The 16,254-nt window shown below is 65.0% G+C and carries 16 protein-coding genes and 2 pseudogenes; 12 read left to right on the forward strand and 6 right to left on the reverse strand.

What is annotated here, in order from left to right; all coding sequences use genetic code 11:
• Positions 1-10 precede the first annotated feature (10 nt).
• The 6 genes from EDE08_RS10240 (at position 11) to EDE08_RS38345 (ending at position 6,129) form a co-directional block, all read left to right on the forward strand.
• Entirely contained in the window at positions 11-1,351 is a 1,341-nt protein-coding gene (locus EDE08_RS10240; RefSeq protein ID WP_131868759.1) for an ABC transporter substrate-binding protein, read from the forward strand.
• Positions 1,352-1,473: 122 nt separating this feature from the next.
• Positions 1,474-2,412, forward strand: coding sequence for a carbohydrate ABC transporter permease (locus EDE08_RS10245; RefSeq protein WP_131868760.1), 939 nt, complete (start codon positions 1,474-1,476; stop codon positions 2,410-2,412).
• Entirely contained in the window at positions 2,412-3,323 is a 912-nt protein-coding gene (locus EDE08_RS10250) for a carbohydrate ABC transporter permease (RefSeq protein WP_131868761.1), read from the forward strand. Before EDE08_RS10245 ends, EDE08_RS10250 begins: the two co-directional genes overlap by 1 nt.
• A 20-nt stretch (positions 3,324-3,343) precedes the next feature.
• Complete coding sequence (locus EDE08_RS10255; protein ID WP_035712328.1) at positions 3,344-4,444, forward strand: ABC transporter ATP-binding protein; 1,101 nt, start codon at positions 3,344-3,346, stop codon at positions 4,442-4,444.
• A 33-nt stretch (positions 4,445-4,477) separates the two neighbouring features.
• Positions 4,478-5,467 carry a hydroxyacid dehydrogenase gene (locus EDE08_RS10260; RefSeq protein WP_131868762.1) on the forward strand — a complete coding sequence of 330 codons (990 nt, stop codon included), beginning with the start codon at positions 4,478-4,480 and terminating at the stop codon, positions 5,465-5,467.
• 164 nt (positions 5,468-5,631) lie between these two features.
• Positions 5,632-6,129 carry a hypothetical protein gene (locus EDE08_RS38345; RefSeq protein ID WP_165935804.1) on the forward strand — a complete coding sequence of 166 codons (498 nt, stop codon included), beginning with the start codon at positions 5,632-5,634 and terminating at the stop codon, positions 6,127-6,129.
• Between the two features lie 3 nt (positions 6,130-6,132).
• Here the strand turns inward: EDE08_RS38345 and EDE08_RS10270 are convergent, their stop codons facing one another.
• Complete coding sequence (locus EDE08_RS10270; RefSeq protein WP_131868903.1) at positions 6,133-6,630, reverse strand: DUF1993 domain-containing protein; 498 nt, start codon at positions 6,628-6,630, stop codon at positions 6,133-6,135.
• A 40-nt stretch (positions 6,631-6,670) separates the two neighbouring features.
• On the opposite strand from EDE08_RS10270, the pseudogene EDE08_RS39055 reads away from it, so the two are divergent.
• The 3 genes and pseudogenes from EDE08_RS39055 to EDE08_RS38350 form a co-directional block, all read left to right on the forward strand.
• A pseudogene (locus EDE08_RS39055) lies at positions 6,671-6,802 on the forward strand (transporter substrate-binding domain-containing protein); the annotation flags it as partial.
• A gap of 209 nt (positions 6,803-7,011) precedes the next feature.
• Positions 7,012-7,884: a DUF2147 domain-containing protein gene (locus EDE08_RS10280; protein WP_131868763.1), complete on the forward strand. Its 873-nt coding sequence runs from the start codon at positions 7,012-7,014 to the stop codon at positions 7,882-7,884.
• Positions 7,885-7,949: 65 nt separating this feature from the next.
• A pseudogene (locus EDE08_RS38350) lies at positions 7,950-8,111 on the forward strand (hypothetical protein); the annotation flags it as partial.
• 63 nt (positions 8,112-8,174) lie between these two features.
• Here EDE08_RS38350 and EDE08_RS10285 read toward each other — a convergent pair.
• Both EDE08_RS10285 and EDE08_RS10290 read right to left on the reverse strand, forming a co-directional pair.
• Positions 8,175-8,579 (reverse strand): (R)-mandelonitrile lyase, encoded by a 405-nt coding sequence (locus EDE08_RS10285; protein WP_131868764.1) that lies wholly within the window; start codon positions 8,577-8,579, stop codon positions 8,175-8,177.
• Positions 8,580-8,603: 24 nt separating this feature from the next.
• Positions 8,604-9,302, reverse strand: a complete 699-nt coding sequence (locus tag EDE08_RS10290) for a ribonuclease activity regulator RraA (protein WP_027550912.1) — start codon at positions 9,300-9,302, stop codon at positions 8,604-8,606.
• A gap of 260 nt (positions 9,303-9,562) precedes the next feature.
• Here EDE08_RS10290 and pxpB point away from each other — a divergent pair, with 260 nt between their 5' ends.
• From pxpB to EDE08_RS10305, 3 genes are read left to right on the forward strand one after another with little or no spacing between them, the layout of a single operon-like run.
• Complete coding sequence (pxpB, locus tag EDE08_RS10295; RefSeq protein ID WP_131868765.1) at positions 9,563-10,294, forward strand: 5-oxoprolinase subunit PxpB; 732 nt, start codon at positions 9,563-9,565, stop codon at positions 10,292-10,294.
• Positions 10,291-11,328 (forward strand): 5-oxoprolinase subunit C family protein, encoded by a 1,038-nt coding sequence (locus EDE08_RS10300; RefSeq protein WP_131868766.1) that lies wholly within the window; start codon positions 10,291-10,293, stop codon positions 11,326-11,328. The genes pxpB and EDE08_RS10300 overlap by 4 nt, the downstream gene beginning before the upstream one ends.
• 31 nt (positions 11,329-11,359) lie before the next feature.
• A complete protein-coding gene (locus EDE08_RS10305; protein ID WP_131868767.1) occupies positions 11,360-12,130 on the forward strand; it encodes a LamB/YcsF family protein in 771 nt (256 codons plus the stop codon).
• A 108-nt stretch (positions 12,131-12,238) separates the two neighbouring features.
• Here EDE08_RS10305 and EDE08_RS10310 read toward each other — a convergent pair whose 3' ends face one another.
• From EDE08_RS10310 to EDE08_RS10320, 3 genes are all read right to left on the reverse strand, one after another.
• A complete protein-coding gene (locus EDE08_RS10310; RefSeq protein ID WP_035677849.1) occupies positions 12,239-12,391 on the reverse strand; it encodes a hypothetical protein in 153 nt (50 codons plus the stop codon).
• Positions 12,392-12,593: 202 nt separating this feature from the next.
• Positions 12,594-14,198 carry a sulfite reductase subunit alpha gene (locus EDE08_RS10315; protein ID WP_131868768.1) on the reverse strand — a complete coding sequence of 535 codons (1,605 nt, stop codon included), beginning with the start codon at positions 14,196-14,198 and terminating at the stop codon, positions 12,594-12,596.
• Positions 14,195-15,976 (reverse strand): NirA family protein, encoded by a 1,782-nt coding sequence (locus EDE08_RS10320; RefSeq protein ID WP_131868769.1) that lies wholly within the window; start codon positions 15,974-15,976, stop codon positions 14,195-14,197. The genes EDE08_RS10315 and EDE08_RS10320 overlap by 4 nt, the downstream gene beginning before the upstream one ends.
• Between the last annotated feature and the right edge of the window lie 278 nt (positions 15,977-16,254).

Below are 16,254 nucleotides of genomic sequence, written 5' to 3' on the forward strand. Positions count from 1 at the left end.
AGGAAACGAGATGTCACGCAAGACACTGACGCGACGTCAATTTGTGGCTGCCACTGCAATGTCCTCCGCGGCGCTGATCACGGCGCCCTACGTCCGGGGCGCCTACGCCGCCGGCAAGCTCTCGATCGGCTTCTGGGACCATTGGGTTCCGGGCGCCAACAAGGCCTCGACCGAGCTCGTCAACGAATGGGCGGCGAAGGAAAAGGTCGAGGTGACGATCGACTACATCACAAGTCAGGGCAAGAAGATCGAGCTCACCATCGCGGCCGAGGCGGCGGCGAAGTCAGGTCACGATGTCCTGGCGATGCCGACATGGTGGCCGCACGCCCATGCCGAACTGCTCGAGCCGGTCAATGACATCATGGAGCCGATCATCAAGCAGAACGGCGACGTGAACGGCACCGTCAAATATCTGGGACGGGCCGGCAACAAATGGCTTGCGGTGCCCGCAACAATCGGAAGCCAGATCAAGGGGCCCTGCTCCCGCATCGATCTCCTCAAGAAGTTCGCCAATATCGATATCCTGGAAATGTATCCGGCCGGCAGCCAGCCCAAGGCCGACAACTGGAAAATGGAGACATTCCTGAAGGCGGCCGAGGCCTGCCAAAAAGGCGGCGTGCCTTTCGGCATCGGCCTGGGCGAGACCACCGATAGTACCGACACTGCCGGCGCCATCTTCCAATCGTTCGGCGCTGAGCTCGTCAATGCCAAGGGCGATCTCACGGTGAAGACGGACGCGGTTCGCCAGGCGCTCGAATTCTACAAGAAACTGATCGCGGTCCTGCCGCCCGACGTCGCTGCCTGGGATGACGCCTCCAACAATAAATGGCTGATCTCCGGCAAAGGCGCGCTGATCATGAATCCCCCGAGCGCGTGGGCGGTCGCCAAGCGCGACGCGCCGCAGGTCGCCGAACAGTGCTGGACCCACGGCATGCCGTCTGGTCCGAAAGGCCGTTATGCGCCCTACCTACCCTATTTCTGGGGGACCTGGAGCTTCTCAAAGAACAAGGAAGCGGCGAAGAGCCTGCTCACGCATCTGTCGCAGCCGTCATCGATCGAGAAGTTCGTGGCCGCGAGCGGCGGTTACGACCTGCCGGCCTACGCGAATATGACGACGCTGAAGACCTGGCAGGAGGAAGGGCCGCCGAAGGGCACCCTTTATCACTATCCCAATCCCCACAATCACCAGACGCTGTCGATTGCGGCTTCTCCTGCTCCGCCCAAGATCGCCCAGCAGATCTATGCGCAGGCGACGCTGACCAAGATGTGCCTCCGCTACGCGCAGGGCGAGAAGATGGAGGCGACGCTCGCTTGGGCGGAAGGCGAGTGCGAAGGCTTTATGCGAAGCTGAGACAGCGACCGGGCGGCTCAAGTAGGACGTGAGCCGCCCGGTCTGGCTGCCGCCACACGCATCAATTTCCAAAGCCGGTCCGCCGGCTTCCGTGCGAACGAATTCTGCGAGGAAGATGCATCATGGCTGATGCCGTAGTTCGGCAACCTGGCGTCGCCCGGCCTGCGAGCGCCCGTAAACGTGCAAGCCTGCACAACATCCTGAGGCGGAAATCGACCGCGGCGTTCCTGATGACGCTGCCGCTGATCCTGCTGATCACGCTGCTCGTGGTCTATCCGGCCTTCTATTCGCTGCATCTGGCAACGCTGAACAAGTCGATGCAGAGGTTTGTAGGCTTCGGCAATTTCGAGTTTCTGTTCAGGCGCGACACATTCTGGCTGGTGGTCAAGCAATCCTGCATCTTCGCCATCACGGCCGTGGTCTTCAAGGCCCTGATCGGATTCGTCGTCGCGCATTTCGTTCACAACATTCCGGCCAAGGGCCAGCGCAAATGGCGCGGCATGCTGCTCGTGCCCTGGGTGATCCCGCCCGCGATGAGCACGCTTGCCTGGCTCTGGCTGTTTGACCCGTCCTACAGCGCCTTCAATTACACACTTGCATTCTTCGGTATCGGGCCCATCCCGTGGACCGGCGACGCCGCCTGGGCGCGTTTCGCCGTGATCCTGGTCAACGTCTGGTATGGCGCGCCCTTCTTCATGATCATGTATCTGGCCGCCCTAAAATCGGTGCCCGATCAGCTCTACGAGGCCGCGGCCATCGACGGCGCCAATTGGTGGCAGCGCATCTGGTATGTGACGCTGCCGATGATGCGCAACATCATCGCGATCACCACGCTGTTCTCCCTCATCGTCACCTTCGCCAATTTCGACATCGTGCGCATCCTGACCGCGGGAGGCCCGCTGGATCACACCCATATCTTTGCGACATGGGCGTTCCGGGTCGGCATCGAGGGCAGCGACATTCCGCTCGGCGCCAGCGTTTCGCTGTTCATGGTGCCGATCCTGGCGGTCGCCGCAATCTTCATCCTTCGCGACGTCAACAAACGCGGGAACGAAGCCTGATGAGCACCATGACAATCGACAAGGCCGGACCGCGCCGCGACGTCAAATACGGCAGCATGAGCCGCGACCGCGCCTGGGCGCTGCGCTGGTCCTACTTCTTCCTGGTGCTGTTTGCGATCTTCTCGCTGACGCCGCCACTCTACATGCTGATCACCTCGCTGAAGAGCAGCGCCGAGATTTCGGCGGCGACCAACCCTTGGTGGGTGTTCCATCCGACGCTGGAAAACTATGCCGAGCTGCTGACGTCCAACCAGTTCCTGCGCTTCTTCTGGAATTCGGCGTGGGTCTCGATCATCGTGGTGACCCTCACCATGCTGATCAGCGTGCCGGCCGCGTTTGCGCTGGCACGCATGAAGTTCTGGGGCTCGGCGACGCTCGCCACCGGCGTGTTCCTCACCTACCTCGTCCCCGACAGCCTGCTGTTCATTCCGCTGTTCAAGATGTTCGCGCTGATCGGCGACTGGACGGGAGTCCAGCTGATCAACAGATGGTACGTGCTGCTCTTCATCTATCCGACGCTGACGGTCCCGTTCTGCACCTGGATCATGATCGGCTATTTCGCCTCGATCCCGAAGGAACTCGACGAGGCCGCCATCATCGATGGAGCGTCCTGGTTCCAGACTCTGACGCGGATCTTCATTCCGGTCGCGCTGCCCGGCCTGATCGCCGCGACCATCTTCGCCTTCACCGTGTCCTGGGCGCAATTCCTCTATCCGCTCGTGTTCACGACCTCAACGGACCAGCTCGTTTTGCCCGTCGGCATCATTACAACGCTGATCAAGGGCGACGTGTTCAACTGGGGGCAGATCATGACCGGCGCGCTGCTCGGCGCCGCGCCGCCGTTGATCATCTACGCATTCCTGATGGACTACTACATTGCCGGCCTGACCGCCGGCGCGACAAAGGGTTGATGACGAGGAGCTGAAGTTCGATGGCTGACGTTGCTTTGCGGAAGGTAGTCAAGCGTTACGACGATGTCGAAGCCGTGCGCGGCATCGACCTCGACATCGCCGACCACGAGTTCATCGTGCTGGTCGGCCCCTCCGGCTGCGGCAAGTCGACGACGCTGCGCATGATCGCAGGCCTCGAGGACATCAGCGACGGCGACATCATGATCGGCGGCGACGTCGTCAACGACGTGCCGCCAAAGGACCGCGACATCGCGATGGTGTTCCAGAATTACGCGCTCTATCCGCACATGACGGTCGCCGAGAACATGTCGTTCGGGCTGCGCCTGAAGCACTACCCCAAGGCCGAGATCAAGGCCCGGGTGACGGAGGCCGCCCGCCTCCTCGACATCACCGACCTGATCGACCGCAAGCCGAAGCAGCTCTCCGGCGGCCAGCGCCAGCGCGTCGCGATGGGCCGGGCCATCGTGCGCAATCCGAAGGTGTTCCTGTTCGACGAGCCGCTGTCCAATCTCGACGCCAAGCTCCGCGTGCAGATGCGGATCGAGATCAAGAAAGTGCACCAGAAGGTGCGCACCACCACGGTCTACGTCACCCACGACCAGGTCGAGGCGATGACGCTGGCCGATCGCGTGGTGGTGATGAACAAGGGCCGCATCGAGCAGATCGGCACGCCGAACGAGCTCTACCACAAGCCGGCGACGCGCTTCGTCGCGGGCTTCATCGGCTCGCCGGCAATGAACTTCATTCCGTGCCGGCTCGAGGATGTCGGCGGCACGCTCCAGATCCGCCTCACCGACCGCATCGCCTTCCCGCTGCCGCCGGCCCGCGCCGCGCGCTACAACGCGCTGCCGCGCACCGACAAGCTGCTGCTGGGCCTCCGGCCCGAGCATCTCACCGAGTCGCACGCGCATCTGGAGCCCGGCGTCGAGACCTTCGACACGGTGCTCGACGTCACCGAGCCGATGGGAATGGAGACGCTGGTCTATTTCGGGCTCGACGGCACGCCGGTCTGCGGCCGCGTCAATCCCAATGCCGGCGCCAAGGACGGGGCACCCATGCGCCTGGCGATGGACCTCAACAACATGCACCTGCTAAATGAAGAGACCGGCGTCGTGTTGTGACGCCGTGAAGAAACGCGAGCAGGCAGGGGAGCGATGGCGACCAACAAGAAGAAGATTTTCGTTACACAAACTTTGTCGCAAGGGGCACGTGCCCTCCTCACCCAGCGGGACGATATCGAGCTCGTCGAGTTTCCGAACCTGATCTCGGCGAAGGACTTCGAGGCCTTGCTGAAGAGCCATGCCCCCGTCCACGGCGTCGCCCTCGGCGCAACGGCCTTCGGAGAGACCGAGCTCGAAGCCGCCCGCGACATGAAGGTGGTGACCCGCATCGGCGTCGGCTACGACGCCGTCGACGTGCCCGCCCTCTCCCGCCGCAAGGTGCCGCTGATGGTGGCGGGCAGCGCGAACTCGCCCTCGGTTGCGGAAGCGGCGCTGTTCATGATGCTGACGCTGGCCAAGCGCGCGCAGGAGATGCACGCCTGTGTCAGGGACGGCAAATGGGCCGACCGGCTCGGCATGCTGCCGTTCGACCTCTACGGCAAGACCGTGCTGATCGTCGGCTTCGGCCGCATCGGCAGCCGCACCGCCAAGCGCTGCCTGGCCTTCGAAATGAAGGTGCAGGTCTACGATCCCTACAAGGACGCCGCCGACATCGAGGCCGCCGGCTGCGAGCCCGTCACCGACCTCGACGCCGCGCTCCCCAACGCCGACTTCGTCACCATCCACTGCCCGAAGACGCCGGAGACGGTCGGCCTGTTCGACGGGGCGCGGATCGGCCGGATGAAGCCGAAGTCGTACCTCATCAACACCGCGCGCGGCGGCATCGTGAAGGAAGCAGCGCTCTACGACGCCCTAGTCTCCGGCAAGCTCGCCGGCGCCGGCATCGACGTCTTCGAGGTGGAGCCGCCGCCGGTCAGCAACGCGCTGTTCGCGCTGCCCAACGTCATCGTCGCCCCGCATGTCGCCGGCGTGACGGTCGAGGCTGTCCAGCGCATGAGCGAACAGACCGCGCGCAACATCCTGAGTGTGCTGGACGGCGATCCCATCCGGCAAAACGTCATCAACCAGGACGTGCTGGGCTGAGCCGAACTGCGGGCGGGCGTGCGCCCGCCTTCGGAGCGCCAGAAAGCGTCCCATTTTGGTGCAGATCGAGCCCCAACTCAGCCTTAATCAAACGCGCGTAATAAGACCCGCCGCGGCGGCAGTGGGACAGACTGGCTCGCCGCGTCGAGCTGGAGGATGAACCCTTGTCAGAGATCGACCCGACCGACCACGCGCTCGCGACCATCGCCAGCATCCTGGAGCATCCCGAGCCCGTCCTCGTCGTTCGTGAGACAGAAACCATCCGGGAAACCGAAACCATCCGGGAGACCGAGATCGTCGTCGTCGCTGAGGAGCCGTCGGTCGAAGAACATCATGCGGTCGACGAGCATCCGATGATCGACGAGCAGCCGCTGGTGCCGGAGCACATCGATGCGGATGGCTACAGCAAGGTTGGCCCCGGTCCGATGGTCGCGATCCGCCTGAAATGGACGGTCCATCGCGGCGATGACGGCCAGTACTACGTCCATGAAACCATCGGAGAGCAATCCGCCCCCGTGGTCAGCGGCCCGATGACGAGCGAGGCCGCCGTGCGCTTCGTTGACGAACGGGAGGACGAGTCACATCGTCGCTTCGAAGAGCTGCGCAGCGAGATCGCCGGCCGAAGCTCGCTCGCCGACTACGAGCGCAAGGGCGAAGCGTAAGCTCTACCGCCGTCCGAGATAATCCTTCTTCACGAGCTCGACGCCGGCGTGTCGTAACAGGTCGTAAGCCGTGGTGACGTGAAAGAAGAATTGCGGGACGCTGAATGTCAGCAGCAGTGTCCGCCCGGTGAAGGGCAGTTCGGTCCCGTTCTTCAACCTGAAGAAGACATTCCGTTCCGCAGCCGCATCGATCTCCGCGCGCGGCAGGCTTTCGATGAACTCGAGGGACGTTGCGATGCGCGCCTGAAGACCGGCCATGTCGTGCTCGAGGGCCGGCAGCGCCACCGGCTCGCACTGCGCCAGCAAGGCCGGCGCGACCACCGCGTGACGACAGGCTTCGCCGACCTGCTGCGCCAGATCGTACATGTTCGGCGCAAGGCGCATGCCGAGCAGAACCGTGGGATTGAACTTGCGGGCCTCCGCATCAGCGACGCCCTTGTCGAGCAGCGCGGACAGGTTGCGCAAATAGGGCGCGAAGAGGCCGACCGAGGCCTCGTACATCGAGATCGTCACGTCAAGGATTCCCTTCGATTTCTACCTCCCCGAAAGACCGTTCGATTTTTCGGAAAAGGCCTGTTGGATCCAGCGCGACATTGCGCTGAAGGCCTTCGTCGACCAGTGGCTGCACATTGCCATGGAAGGCGGCACCTACAAGAGGATCTATGCGGCCTTTCGATTAGACCGCGTCCTCCTGTCGCTTGCCTTGGCCCAAGTTTGGATTGGCCCAAGTTTGGATTGGCCAAAGTTTGGACCGGCTCCGGGCCTATTGAACCCGGAACCACCGGAAGACGACTCATACCAACGACAGTGATCTAGATCACTTTTTGCGAGCGAACCGGCGCGTAAGCGTCGGTCCGGGGACCACCTGTTCAGGAGACGGAAATGAGGAAGCTGTTGGGCACGGCCGCATTCCTTTTGGCGAGCACCGCCGCACAGGCGCAGTACACGTTCGAATATGGCGGGCGCACCATCCGCATCGATCCGGACCGCGGCACGGTGCAGATCCCCGGCGTCTACGACAACACCGGCCAGAGCAAGCCCAAGAAGGCCAAGAAGAACGAGACGGCCCCGGGCCAGCAGGCGCCACAGCAGGCCACGGTCGAGCCGCAATCGCCGGCCACGCCAGCTCCCGCCCCCGCTCCCGTCGCCCCACCGCCCTCGGCTACGCAGGCACCTGTGCCCGCTGCACCCGCTGCCACAGCAGCACCGCCTGCTCCGCCTCCGGCGGCAACCGCCAGCAATGCGCCGGCCGAGACTGCCGTGCTGCCGCCGCCCGCGCCGCCCCCGGCGCCTGCACCGGCCACGCAGCAGGTAGCTCCCGCCGTGACACCGCCACCGGCCCCAGCCGCGGCTGCGGCCCCTCCGGCGCCGCCCGCTCCGTCCCCGGCAACCGTCCCCGTCCAGGCGGCTGCCGTCGCGCCGCCTGCTCCTGCAGCGGCACCCACGCGCGATCTCAATTCACCGCTCGGCGTCTGGCTGACTGAGGAGAAGGAAGGCAAGGTTCGCATCGAGCAATGCGGCAGCAATCTCTGCGGTTATTCAGTCGACAGCAGATCGAACCAGAACGGCGAGCAGGTCCTGATCAACATGAAGCCCGGCAAGGACCAGAAATGGTCCGGCCGCATCCTCGATCCGAACTCCGGCTCGACCTATGATTCCACGATCGCGATGAAAGGCACCGACCGGCTGCGCGTACAGGGCTGCGCCTTCGGCGGCATGTTCTGCGGCGGCCAGACCTGGACACGCGTGAACTGAATTCTTTGCACTCTCCAGTACCGAGTCATTCCGGGGCACGCGAAGCGTGAACCCGGAATCTCGAGGTGAACGCGTCCGGTCGCGTCGCCGATGCCGGCGGCATCAACGTCACCCTGAGCACCGGCATCAAGCGCGCCGTCGGCTTCGGCCGGCTCAGCGGCAGCTCGGGCTCCGGCGCGTGGCGCGGCGCCATGTGCGCGGGCACGTGGACGGCAGATCGGATGTAGATTGCCGTGTCCCGGGCAAGTGGCAACGCGAAGCGTTGCCGCGCAGAGCCGGGACACGAGGCTCTAGCCCAGCGCGGCCCCGTACTCCGCGTCGGTGACCGGCTCCAGCCAGGTCGAGTAGACGCCGTCGAGCGCTTCCTGCATGGCAATGTGGCACATGGCGTTGGTCGGCGATGCCCCGTGCCAGTGCAGTTCACCCGGCGGAATCCAGACGGTGTCGCCGGGACGGATCTCGCGGATCGGCCCGCCCTTGGCCTGGATGCGGCCGACGCCGGAAATGACGTAAAGCGTCTGCCCGAGCGGATGGTGATGCCAGTTGGTGCGCGCGCCCGGCTCGAACGACACGCGCGAGCAGTTCAGCCGTGCCGGCGCAGGCGCCATGATCACGGGGTCCTGCAAGACAGTGCCGGTGAAGTGTTCCTTGGGCGCCCGGCGGGTCGGCCGCGTGCCTGCAACAGTGATCTCCATCGAAATGACCTCTCTTCTTCCCGGTTACTTCTTGCTCGCGGCGTAGCGCGCCTTGGTTTCGGCATTCATGGGGTAGAGGCCCGGCAGCACCGCGCCGTTATTCACCTCGTTGACGATCCAGGCCTCCATCCGCTCCTGCTCGACGCCCTCGGCGAGGACGTGATCGAGCATCGCCTGCGGGATCAGCACGCAGCCGTCCTGGTCGGCGACGACGATGTCGTTCGGGAAAACGGCAACGCCGCCGCAGCCGATCGGCTCGCCCCAGCCGACGAAGGTCAGGCCCGCAACGGAAGGCGGCGCGGCATAGCCGTCGCACCACACCGGCAGGTTGGTGCCGAGCACGCCCTCGACGTCACGCACGACGCCATCGGTGACCAGCGCGGTGACGCCGCGCTTGACCATGCGCGCGCACAGGATGTCGCCGAAGATGCCGGCATCGGTGATGCCCATGGCGTCGACCACAGCGATGCATCCTTCCGGCATCGCCTCGATCGCGGTGCGGGTCGAGATCGGCGACGACCAGGATTCCGGCGTCGCCAGATCCTCGCGCGCCGGCACGAAGCGCAGCGTGAAGGCCGGTCCCACCAGGCGCGGCAGGCCCGGGCGGAGCGGCCGGGCTCCGCGCATCCACACATTGCGCAGCCCCTTTTTCAGCAGGACCGTGGTGATCGTGGCGGTGGTGATGCCGGCGAGGGTCTTGCGGGCTTCGGGGGACAGCGACATGGACGAGAACGAGCTCCGGATAGGCGGGAAAGAACGCGCGCATCTTGCGAGCCGCAGCCCTTGCGTCAAGAGCCAAGAGGGCCCCGATAACGCAGGGCCGCTGAGCTGTTATGCGACGCGATAACAAGGCTTTATCGGCTCCCCTTGCATTAATTTATTGGACTTGCGGGCGCATTTACGCGAAGCAGGGGTAACGCGGAACTCAACGTCGAGCCCGCGCACTTCCAAAAGTCCGATTTCGACAGCTCTTCGACAGCTCAATGGCCGCGACGCTTCCCCCGCCCCGCCTTCTGCCCAGTGGCGACAGCGCCGTCACGGTCGAGTTCAGCCGCACCATCGACGAGGACGCCAACCAGCGCGTGCTGGCGCTCGACAAGTCGCTCGCTGCGAGCCCCATCGACGGCATCACCGAGACCGTGCCGACCTATCGCTCGCTGCTGGTGCACTACGACCCCGAAAAGATCGGTTTCGACGCGCTCGGCGAGAAGATCCTTCCGATCGCCATTCGGCCGCTGCCGCCGGTCACCAAGGCGCGCCGCTGGCGCATTCCCGTGGCCTATGGCGGCGAGCATGGCATCGACCTCGAGGATGTCGCGAAGGCGCTCAACACCACGCCCGACGACATCATCGCCCGGCATGCGGGCGGCGACTACAAGGTCGCCATGATCGGCTTCACGCCGGGCTGGTCCTATCTCAGCGGCCTCGACAAATCGCTGCACATGTCGCGGCGGCAGAATCCGCGGCTGCTGACGCCGGCCGGCACGATCTCGATCGGCGGTGTCCAGGCGGGAATCCAATGCCTCGCCGCGCCGAGCGGCTGGCATCTGCTCGGCCGCACGCCGGTGCGTACCTATCAGCTCCACCGCAATCCGACCTTCCTCACCGAGCCCGGCGATCGCGTGACGTTCTTCGCCATCGACCACAAGACGTTCGCGGACCTGGACCGCGCCGCGGAAGCCGGCGAGATCGTCGCCGAGCAGGTGGACGCATGAGCCGCCTCGTCGTCGCCAGCATCGGCCCTGCAAGCTCGGTCCAGGATGGCGGCCGTTTCGGCGCGCAGCGCTACGGCTTGACGGTCAGCGGGGCGATGGATCGCCTGTCGCTCGCGGCAGCGAATACGCTGGTCGGCAACGAGCCTTTCGCCGCCGCCGTGGAGATCGGCCCGTTCGGCGCCTCCTTCACTGCCCGCGACGGCGCCGTCCGCGTCGCGATATCAGGCGCGCCGCGCAATGCGGACATCGCAGGGACCCCGGTGGCGATGGACACATCGGTGACGCTGAAGGACGGCGAGACCTTGACGCTCGGTTTTGCCCGCGGCGGCGCCTTCACCTATCTCGCGATCGAGGGCGCCATCAAGGGCGAGCCGGTGTTCGGCAGTCTCGCGGTCAATGCCCGCGCCGGCCTTGGCAGCCCCTACCCGCGCCCGCTTCAGGCCGGCGACGAGTTCAGCGTCGATGCTGCGAGCGGTGCGCCGGAACGAGGCATCGAATTGCCGAAGCCTGCGACAGGTCCGATCCGGGTCCTGCCGGGCCCGCAGGATGACGAGTTCGACGAGGCCAACAAGGCGCTGTTCCTGAACAGCGAGTGGAAGATATCGGCAACCTCCGACCGAATGGGCTACCGGCTCGAAGGCCCCGCCATCGAGCATCTGCACGGCCACAACATCGTCTCCGACGGCACCGTCAACGGCAGCATCCAGGTGCCCGGCAACGGCGCGCCGATCGCGCTGATGATGGATCGCGGCACCTCCGGCGGCTATCCGAAGATCGCAACCGTGATTACGGCCGATGTCGGCCGGCTCGCCCAGACCTCGGCGGGAACCGCGTTCCGCTTCAAGGCCGTCAGCATGGCCGAGGCGCAGGACGAGGCACGCAAGTTTGCACGGCTGATCCGCAGCCTGCCCGATCGCCTGCGCTCCTCCGACACCGTCGCGCTCAACATCGCGGCGCTCAGCGATGCTAACGTGGCGGGCCATGCGGTCAGCGCCGTCGATGCCGGGACCTGGCAGGTCACGGCCGAGCCGTAAGCCACAACAAGACCAGAGGCGGAGAGCACCCATGAAGACAGTCGATCTCAATTGCGACCTCGGCGAGGGTTTTGGCGCGTGGGAGATGGGCAACGACGCGGCGATGATCGAGCTCGCAAGCTCGGTCAACGTCGCCTGCGGCTTCCATGCCGGCGACCCCGACATCATGCGCCGGACGGTTGAATTGGCGAAGGCGCGCAGCGTCTCGGTCGGCGCGCATCCCGGCTACCGCGACCTGCACGGCTTCGGCCGCCATCCGATCGCAGGGCTCAAGGCCTCCGAGATCGAGAACCTCGTCGCCTACCAGATCGGCGCGCTGCAGGCGATCGCGACCGCCGCCGGCCACAAGGTGACCCATGTGAAGGCGCATGGCGCGCTCTCCAACGTCGCCTGCGAGGACGACATGACCGCGAAGGCAATCGCCGCCGGCATCAAGGCGGTCGATCCCAGCCTGATCTTCGTCGTGCTCGCCAATTCGAAGCTGGTGAAGGCCGGCGAAGCGGCCAACCTGCCGATGGTGCACGAGGTGTTCGCCGACCGCGCCTATGAGGACGACGGCAACCTCGTCTCGCGCAAGAAGCCCGGCGCGGTGCTGCACGATGCCAAGGCGATCGCCGACCGCGTGGTGCGCATGGTGCAGGACGGCGCCGTGGTGTCGGTGACGGGCAAGGTGATCAAGATGCGGACCGATACGGTCTGCATCCACGGCGACACGCCGGGCGCGGTCGACATCGCGCGCGGTGTGCGTCAGGCGTTGAAGGATGCGGGGATCGAGGTCGCGCCGTTCAGGCGCGGGACGTGAGCAGACTCGGTGCCGTAGGGTGGATTAGCGAAGCGTAATCCACCTCTTCTGCTGCAGCCATACCAGTGGTGGGTTACGCCTTCGGCTAACCCACCCTACACAGAGACATCAGAACGGATGCACCGAGAGCGTGCCGAACACGATCGCCGCGATGACCGCAAACGCGCTGTAGAGCGCCAGATGATGGGCGTTCGCCCGGGTCTGCCGCGAGAGCGAGCGCGCGTAGAAGTGCAGCCTGGCTTCCGCCGATAGTTCGCGCATGGTCGATCTCCAACGCCCCATTTGTGGGAGTATGAGGGATCAACCAGGGCGGGAGGCAAGATGGTGGCAAAAATAGCGATGCGCCTCCTCCGAGGCGGCCGTCTCGCAGACGTAAATTCTCTGATGGCCCGGGTTCCGAGAATCTTATTCGTTCAAATCCGAGCCAGTCGGAACCGGCTCGGATAACGGTGAGCGGCAGCGGTCAGTACACATCAGCCTGGAAGCGGCCGGTCTTCTTCAGCTCGGCGACGAAGCTGATGGCTTCGTCGGTCGAACGTGCGCCGAACTGGGCGACGATGTCGACCAGCGCGCGCTCGACGTCCTTGGCCATGCGCTTGGCGTCGCCGCAGATGTAGAAGTGCGCGCCATCGGCAAGCCAGGTCCACAATTCGCGGCCGACCTCGCGCATGCGGTCCTGCACGTAGAACTTCTTCTCGCCGTCGCGCGACCAGGCCAGCGACAGGCGCGTGAGCACGCCCGATGTCTTCATGGCGTTGAGCTCGTCCTGATAGAAGAAGTCGCAATCGCTGCGCTGATGGCCGAAGAACAGCCAGTTCTTGCCGGGCGCACCGGTGGCCTTGCGGTCGAGCAGGAAGGCGCGGAACGGCGCGATGCCGGTGCCGGGACCGATCATGATGATCGGCGTCTTCGGGTCCTGCGGCAGGCCGAAACCGTGCGCCTTCTGCACGTAGACCTTGAGCTTGTCGCCGTCATTGATGCGCTCGCCGAGAAAGGTCGAGGCGACGCCGAGCCGCTTGCGCTTGCCGATGACGTAACGCACGGAATCCACCGTCAGCGACAGCCTTCCGGGCGTGGCATTGTGCGAGGACGAGATCGAGTAGAGCCGCGGCTGCAGCGGCTCCAGCGCCTCGACGAAGGCCTCGGGATGCGGCCGCATGCCGGAAAACTTCTGCAGCGCCGCCATCACGTCGAGGGTGGCGGCATCGCCGTCGGGATCCTCGCCCTGCGCCAGCGCCCGCGCCTTCTCGCGCGCCGCGCCGCCGGTGATGAAGGAGATCAGCTCGAACAGCGTGTCGGGGGCCGGCGACAGCGAGACGTCGTCGATCAGCACCTCGCGCAGCGTCTTGCCGTTGACTTTGGTGGTGTGGGAGGCGCCGAGCAGCGCGATGATCTGGTCGACGAGGCCGACATCGTTGCTCGGGAACACGCCGAAACTGTCGCCGACGACGTAGTCGAGCTTGCTGTCGGAGAGATCGAATTCGACGTGATAAGTCTCCTTCTCCGACTTCCCCTTGTTGAGAAGGCGGCGTGACAGGAAGGTTGCGGTCACGGGGTTGTCGCGCGAGCGGCCCGGCTCTGCGATCGTCACTGTCACGGCCGGCGCCGCCGCGTCCGCCTTTTCGGCCGATTTGGCCACTGGGGCCTTGTCGAGCTCCTCGTACAGCGACTTCAGCATCCGCGCGGTTTCCTTGCCGCCGGGAACGCAGAGGTTGAGCCGTGCTTCGCTGCGGTTCGCGATCGCCTCCGAATAATCGAGGCAATTGTAGCCGCACTGGCCGCAGTCCTGCTGCGCCATCGCCGCCATCATCTTGCGGCGCAGGGGTCGTCCCTCGGCGAGCTTCATCCGCTCGGCAATCGGCATGGTCTGGTCGTGCCACGGCGCTTCGCCGTCGTCGCCGTCACCGGCTTGCATGACGGCTGCGCCCTGCTCCGCCGACAATGGTGTTGCGGCGTCAGGCGACAGCAGGCCGGCGAAGAAGCCGTTCAACCAGGAGCGTTGCGCCTCCGAGAACGGTGCGCTGGGTGGGATGATGTCGAGCTTGGGTGGAGGGGTGATCTGGTTCATGCGGACACCTGTGCATCGGCAAGCTTGCGCAGCGTTTCGCCGTCATGGCGGCGCGCAAAGGAGAGGAAGGTTTCATCGGGCGATGAGCGGTGGGCGAGATAGGCCTTGAGCAGTCGTTCGACCGTCTTCGGCGCGTCCTCGGCCTTGAGGTCGTGATAGACCTCCTGCCCCACGTCGGCGTCGGGGCCGAACCCGCCGCCGGTGAAGAGGTGATAGCCCTCAACGGTATCCTCCTCATTGATCGGCACGCGCGCGCCGATCATCCCGATGTCGCTGATGTAGTGCTGCGCGCAGGAATGGTGGCAGCCGGTGACGTGGATGTTGACCGGCTTGTCCATCGCGACGCGCGGCTCGCACCAGTCGCCGATCTCGGCGGCATGACGCTTGGTGTTGGCGGCGGCGAAGCGGCAGCCGGCATTGCCGGTGCAAGCGACCAAGCCGGCGCGGATGTGCGAGGCCTCGACCGCGAGCCCGATCCGCTTGATCGCCGCGACCGCAAGCTCGACATTCTCGTCGCGCACGCCCGGGATCAAGAGGTTCTGCCAGACCGTGAGGCGGATCTCGCCGTCACCGAGATCCCGCGCGACCTTGGCAAGGCCCCGCATCTGATCGGAGGTGAGCTTGCCGAGCGTCAGCGAGACGCCGATCCAGTTGAGGCCGTCCTGTTTCTGCTTGTGCACGCCGATATGGGCCATGCGATCCGCCGCGGGGCGCGGGAGAAACGCCTCTTCCGGCACGCGCGTGAATGGCGCCTTCAGCCGCTCCTCGACCAGCTTGAGGAAGCCGTCATGGCCCATGGCGTCGAGCACGTATTTCAGCCGCGCCTTGTTGCGGTTGGTGCGGTCGCCATGGTCGATGAACACGCGCACGATGGCGTCGGCGACGGCGGTCGCCTGCTCCGGCTTGACGATGATGCCGGAATATTTTGCAAAGTCCTTGTGTCCGGTGATGCCGCCGAGGCCGAGGCGGAACCAGACGCCGGGCTCGACGCCGAACCCGTCCTTCACCTCATAGGCGGTGAAGGCGATGTCGTTGGTCTCCTCGAGCACCGCGATCCTGCCGGCACCGTCGAAGGCGACGTTGAACTTGCGCGGCAGACCGTAGAGCGAGCGGTCGTTGAGGATGTGGTAGTGCCACTCGCGCGCATAGGGCCGCGTGTCGATCAACTCCTGTGGATCGATACCGGCCGTCGACGTTCCCGTCACGTTGCGGATGTTGTCGGCGCCGGAGCCGCGCGAACACAGGCCGAGGTCCTGGATACCCTCGATCAGCTTCACCGCATGCTTCGGCGGAATCTCGCGAAGCTGGAGGTTGGCGCGCGTCGTGACGTGGCTGTACGGGCCGCAGAGCTCATCGGCGAGATCGGCAAGGCCCGACAGCTGCCAGTGCTTCATGATGCCGTTCGGAATGCGCAGGCGGCACATGTAGGAATCCTGCGTCGGCGCGACGTAGAAGATTCCGTAATAGCGCCAGCGGAAATTGTCCGCCGGGCCTGGCGGTGCGTTGTCGAGCGCCTGCTGGCGCAGCCGCGGATAGGCATCGAAGGGATGCTCGTCGCGCTTGAACTTCTCCTGGTCGGCGAGCTTCTTGCCCGACGCGATCACCTTGTCCTGCGCCCTGATGTGCACGGCATCGGGACCAACAGGCTCGGCATTCGCCTTGCCGGCACCCGCGCCGAGACCGCGGCCGACCCGGCTGAACTGCAAGCCGGTCGTGAAGCCTTCGAGATAGCGTTTCTGCTCGTCGGTGAAGTCGACTGAGAGCGTTTCGATTTTCATGGTCGGTAACGAAGCTCCTGCGGCCACCAAAGTGGCTTCGACGGGAATTGTGCGCCCCGCGGGGAACTCGGCCGGCTCTGAGCCCGCTTCGCAACCCGACGGTCCGTTCAGCTTCGTTGCTGTGGGACTTGGCTCAGCAGGCACCTATGACAAGCTGGCCGCAGCGCAACATTCAAGTTGCGTGCCAGCTCGATCGAAATAGAAAACTCTAAAATATCAAGTGATTAGGATAGCCCATGGGAAATACTGGCCCGAGAGCTCTCCCGAAATTCGAGCAG

Origin of the sequence: Bradyrhizobium sp. R2.2-H (assembly GCF_004346455.1) — a bacterium.
In the GTDB taxonomy this organism is placed as follows: Bacteria; Pseudomonadota; Alphaproteobacteria; order Rhizobiales; family Xanthobacteraceae; genus Bradyrhizobium; species Bradyrhizobium diversitatis.